The organism is uncultured Veillonella sp., from assembly GCF_963534045.1.
Classification (GTDB): Bacteria; Bacillota; Negativicutes; order Veillonellales; family Veillonellaceae; genus Veillonella.
In genome coordinates this window covers 1-4,786 of sequence record NZ_CAUSQT010000072.1, presented here as the reverse complement: position 1 = coordinate 4,786, position 4,786 = coordinate 1, and the positions used below count along the sequence as shown (strand labels likewise).

Genomic DNA, 4,786 nt, shown 5'->3' with positions numbered 1-4,786 from the left:
TTGGTCAAAAAGAATCTACCGTAGCTCGTGTAGTACAAAAATTAGAAGAAACAGGCGCATTGGATTATACAATCGTCGTTTCTGCGAGTGCTTCCACAGGCGCTCCACTTCAATACATTGCTCCATATGCAGGTGTTGCAATGGGCGAATACTTTATGTACAAGGGAAAACATGTACTCTGCGTATATGATGATTTAACAAAACAAGCGGCTGCATATCGCGCTATGTCTCTATTATTACGTCGTCCACCAGGGCGTGAAGCGTATCCAGGGGACGTATTCTACTTACACAGCCGTCTATTGGAACGTGCTGCTAAACTTTCACCAGAACTTGGTGGCGGCTCTATTACAGCGTTGCCAATCATTGAAACGCAAGCTGGTGACGTATCTGCTTATATCCCAACAAACGTAATTTCCATTACTGATGGTCAAATTTTCTTGGGCACAGATATGTTCTACTCCGGTATCCGTCCTGCTGTTGACGTAGGTTTGTCCGTATCTCGTGTAGGTGGTAGTGCGCAAACTAAAGCGATGAAACAAGTAGCTGGTCAATTGCGTTTGGACCTTGCACAATATCGTGAATTAGCAGCATTTGCTCAGTTCGGTTCTGATCTTGATGCAGCCACAAAAGCACAATTAGATCGTGGTGAACGATTGACTGAAATGTTGAAACAAGGTCAATATGAGCCAATGAGTGTAGCTGAAATGGTTATTAACCTATATGCTGGTACTAAGGGATACTTAGCTAGCATTCAAGTAGCTGATGTGTTGGCATTTGAAGCGGAATTATTACGTTTTATTCGTGCAAATTATCCTGAAATTATCAGCAATATTGAAAGCACAAATAAACTTGATGAAGCAACAGAAAACTTGTTAAAACAAGCTATTCCAGAATGTGTAGAAGCCTTTGGTGCTACACATACATTAGTTTCCCGTAAGGAGGCGTAATGTATGGCTAGTGCACAAGATTTGCGAAAGCGTATAAAGAGTGTTACTAATACGCAACAAATAACAAAAGCGATGAAGATGGTAGCTTCTGCTCGTCTTCGTAGGGCTCAAGCAAAAGCTGATGCAACGCGGCCATACGCAGAAAAAATAGGGCAAATCTTGCGTCATATCTCCACTAGTGATTTACGAGATTATGTAAGTCCTCTACTTGAAAGTAGACCTGTAAAACGGACTTGTTATATCGTTATCGGTGCTGACAAGGGCCTTGCAGGCGCCTATTCGTCTAACGTATTAAAATTGGCAATAGAACAAATCGGTCAAAAAACACCTGATGAATATTGCCTCATTACAGCTGGGCGAAAACCAAAGGATAGTTTAAAATCTCGTCACTATCATATTGATCAATCGTACAGTGGTTTTTCCGATAAACCGAGTTACGAACATGCGCGACATATTATGGATCATGCACTTTCATTATATGAACGTCATGAAGTTGACGAAGTTATCATGATTTATACGCGCTTTGTAAATTCTATGACGCAAATTGCACAGGCAGAGTGCATTCTACCGTTAGAGCAACCAGATGATGAAGTAAAGGGCGAAGAGTATGAATTTATGCCGGACCCTGCAGCAGTTCTGGATGCATTATTACCAAAATATTTAGAAATTACCGTATATAATGGATTATTACAAGCGGCGGCAAGTGAATTAGGTGCTCGTATGACAGCTATGACATCTGCTACTGATAATGCTGGGGATCTCATCAGTTCCTTAGGGCTTGAATATAATAAATTACGTCAATCCAGTATTACGAATGAAATTTCTGAAATTGTTGGCGGTGCCAATGCCTTGCAATAGATAAGGAGAGACCTCTTAATGAGTAATAATATTGGGAAAGTGGTGCAGGTCATCGGCCCAGTTGTAGACGTGCGTTTTGAAGCTGGTCATTTACCAGCTATCTATAACGCCATTCACATCTACCATGACCATAAAGCGCACGATAGACAAAAAATTGTAGTAGAAGTTATGCAACACTTAGGGGACGATATGGTTCGCTGCGTTGCTATGAGTTCTACTGATGGTATGACCCGTGGTATGGAAGCAGAAGACACTGGTGCTGCAATCTCCGTACCAGTTGGTGAAGGTGTATTGGGTCGTATCTTTAATGTGCTAGGGGAAACCGTAGACCATGATCCAGCTCCTGTAGTAGCTGATGAAATGTGGCCTATCCATCGTCCAGCACCTAAATTTGATGATCTTTCACCAGATACGCAAATCCTTGAAACGGGTATCAAAGTCGTAGACTTGATTGCACCATACGTAAAAGGTGGTAAAATCGGTTTGTTCGGCGGTGCCGGCGTAGGGAAAACTGTATTGATTATGGAATTGATTCATAATGTTGCCACAGAACATGGTGGCTATTCCGTATTCTCTGGCGTAGGTGAACGTACCCGTGAAGGTAATGACCTTTGGAACGAAATGAAGGAATCCGGCGTTATTAATAAAACAGCCTTGGTATATGGCCAAATGAATGAGCCACCAGGGGCTCGTATGCGCGTTGGTTTGACAGGTCTTACAATGGCTGAATATTTCCGTGATGTGAAGAAACAAGACGTGCTCTTGTTTATCGATAACATCTTCCGTTTTATTCAAGCTGGTTCCGAAGTATCTGCCCTTTTAGGTCGTATGCCATCTGCTGTAGGTTATCAACCTACATTGGCAAATGACGTAGGTGCCTTACAAGAACGTATTACATCTACAAAAGAAGGTTCCATTACATCTGTACAAGCCGTATACGTACCTGCCGATGACTTGACTGACCCTGCACCAGCAGCTACATTTGCTCACTTGGATGCAACAACAGTATTGTCTCGTTCCATCGCGGAACTTGGTATTTATCCTGCCGTAGATCCACTTGATTCTACAAGCCGTATTTTGGACCCTCATGTACTTGGGGATGAACATTATAACGTGGCTCGTGGCGTTCAAGAAGTGTTGCAAAAATATCGCGACTTACAAGATATTATCGCAATTCTAGGTATGGAAGAATTATCTGATGAAGATAAGTTAACTGTATCTCGAGCTCGTAAAATTCAACGTTTCTTGAGTCAACCATTCTTCGTAGCAGAAGTATTTACCGGTTCTCCTGGTAAATATGTACCATTACAAGAAACATTGCGTGGCTTTAAAGAAATCCTTGATGGTAAACATGATGATTTACCAGAAGGCGCATTCTACATGGTTGGTACCATTGATGAAGCCGTTGCAAAAGCAAAGGAAATGCAAGAGAAGGGGGAATAATCCATGGCGGAACCTATGACCCTAACGATAATAACACCTGATGCGATTGTATATGATGGTAAGGCTGACTTTTTCGTAGGGCATGCTATCGATGGCGAATTTGGTGTATTGCCTAATCATGCACCTATGATTATTGCCCTAGATATAGCCCCTTTACGTGTTGATAATCCTGATGGACAACAGCATACATTTGCTGTTTTCGGGGGCTTTGTTGAAATTGAACACAACAAGGTGAGCATTGTAACACCTAATTGTGAAAGCCCAGAAACCATCGATATCGATCGCGCGAAACGAGCAAAAGAACGCGCTGAAGGCCGTTTGTCTAACCCTACACCTGATATAGATGTAGAGCGTGCTGAACTCGCCTTAGCACGGGCATTACTTCGTTTAAAGGTAACACAACGCATATAGTAGTTATACATTGATATAGCCTTGGTAAATAAGGAGTACTCTTGGAGTACTCCTTATTTGCTTGTATACGCAAAAAGGGTGTCACCCATGTGGGCGACACCCTTTTGCTGTTGCATTGTTTTGAATTATAATACACTAACACCTTTTAGAGAGTAAGCTGTATTTTTTGGTTGTTCTACTTGAAATTCATAGTCTGGAACAACTGGCATTTCTGCATTAATACCAGGAGCTTGATAACGATCTCGATCCGTTGGAACACGTTTATATGGTAATTGTTCAAGTAAGTCTTTTATGACTTTATTCCATATGGATTTATGTGTTGGCATAGTCAAGGTATCATCGATTTGGTTAAAACCACTACGGATGGTATGAACGATACCTTCATTAGTATCGTAGAAATAAATCATAGCAGATACTTTAGCTTGAATGTGAATGTCGTCGCTATCATCATGATAGTATTGGCTGAGATAGGACGTTGGTAATTGTACATATATGTCTTGCATTGGCACCGGCATAATGACAATTTCGGAATGTTGTGATGCTGCCACTTCGGCTAAATCAACAGCTGTGATTTGTGCTAATGGTGTGTTGGTGCTTACTACGGTTGTATCGTAGTATGGATAGCGCAAGACATTTGCCACTGAATCGGATAAATATTTACCAAAGGCAGCCGTATTTTCATTGCGCAATGTTGTTGGCACTACAAGTGTTACCTTGCGAGATGGGAAATTATCTAAATGGCCATCGTAGTTAGCCTTTCCCACTGTAGATGGTGTATTTGACGTGGTCGAAGTAATTTGAATCGGCGACGTTTTGATAGTGCCAGGATCAGGGATGATCTTTACTGGTGCAATAGGAATAGAACGGGCTTTTGTAGTTTGAGCATCTACATTTGCTGCATTAGCGATTGTGAAAGTTGAAACAAATGCTAAGGCGAGACAAAAACTGATACGCATGGTTGCTTCTCTAAAGTTCATATTCGACTCTCCTTGATATAAATATAATCAAAACTATATCTTACAGTATACCATAGTTGCAATAAAAAAGAAGCAAGCGTCAGCTTGCTTCTTACTGTGGTGGACGATGACAGGATCGAACTGCCGACATCCTGCTTGTAAGGCAGGCGC

Annotated in this window: 5 protein-coding genes; 4 read left to right on the top strand and 1 reads right to left on the bottom strand. The window is 41.6% G+C overall.

Annotated elements, in window-relative coordinates; translation table 11 throughout:
• From atpA to atpC, 4 genes are all read left to right on the top strand, one after another.
• Positions 1–947, top strand: a 947-nt coding sequence (atpA, locus tag RYP29_RS08230; protein WP_311533026.1) for a F0F1 ATP synthase subunit alpha, incomplete at its 5' end; no start/stop codon positions are given.
• 3 nt (positions 948–950) lie between these two features.
• Positions 951–1,805: an ATP synthase F1 subunit gamma gene (atpG, locus tag RYP29_RS08225; RefSeq protein WP_005383954.1), complete on the top strand. Its 855-nt coding sequence runs from the start codon at positions 951–953 to the stop codon at positions 1,803–1,805.
• Between the two features lie 18 nt (positions 1,806–1,823).
• On the top strand, positions 1,824–3,248 hold the full coding sequence (gene atpD, locus RYP29_RS08220; protein ID WP_009661688.1) for a F0F1 ATP synthase subunit beta: 1,425 nt from the start codon (positions 1,824–1,826) through the stop codon (positions 3,246–3,248).
• Positions 3,249–3,251: 3 nt separating this feature from the next.
• The gene (gene atpC / locus RYP29_RS08215; RefSeq protein WP_005377150.1) at positions 3,252–3,659 is read left to right on the top strand and encodes an ATP synthase F1 subunit epsilon; all 408 of its coding nucleotides are present in this window, start codon (positions 3,252–3,254) and stop codon (positions 3,657–3,659) included.
• A gap of 125 nt (positions 3,660–3,784) precedes the next feature.
• Here the strand turns inward: atpC and RYP29_RS08210 are convergent, their stop codons facing one another.
• Complete coding sequence (locus RYP29_RS08210) at positions 3,785–4,636, bottom strand: hypothetical protein (RefSeq protein WP_005377182.1); 852 nt, start codon at positions 4,634–4,636, stop codon at positions 3,785–3,787.
• Between the last annotated feature and the right edge of the window lie 150 nt (positions 4,637–4,786).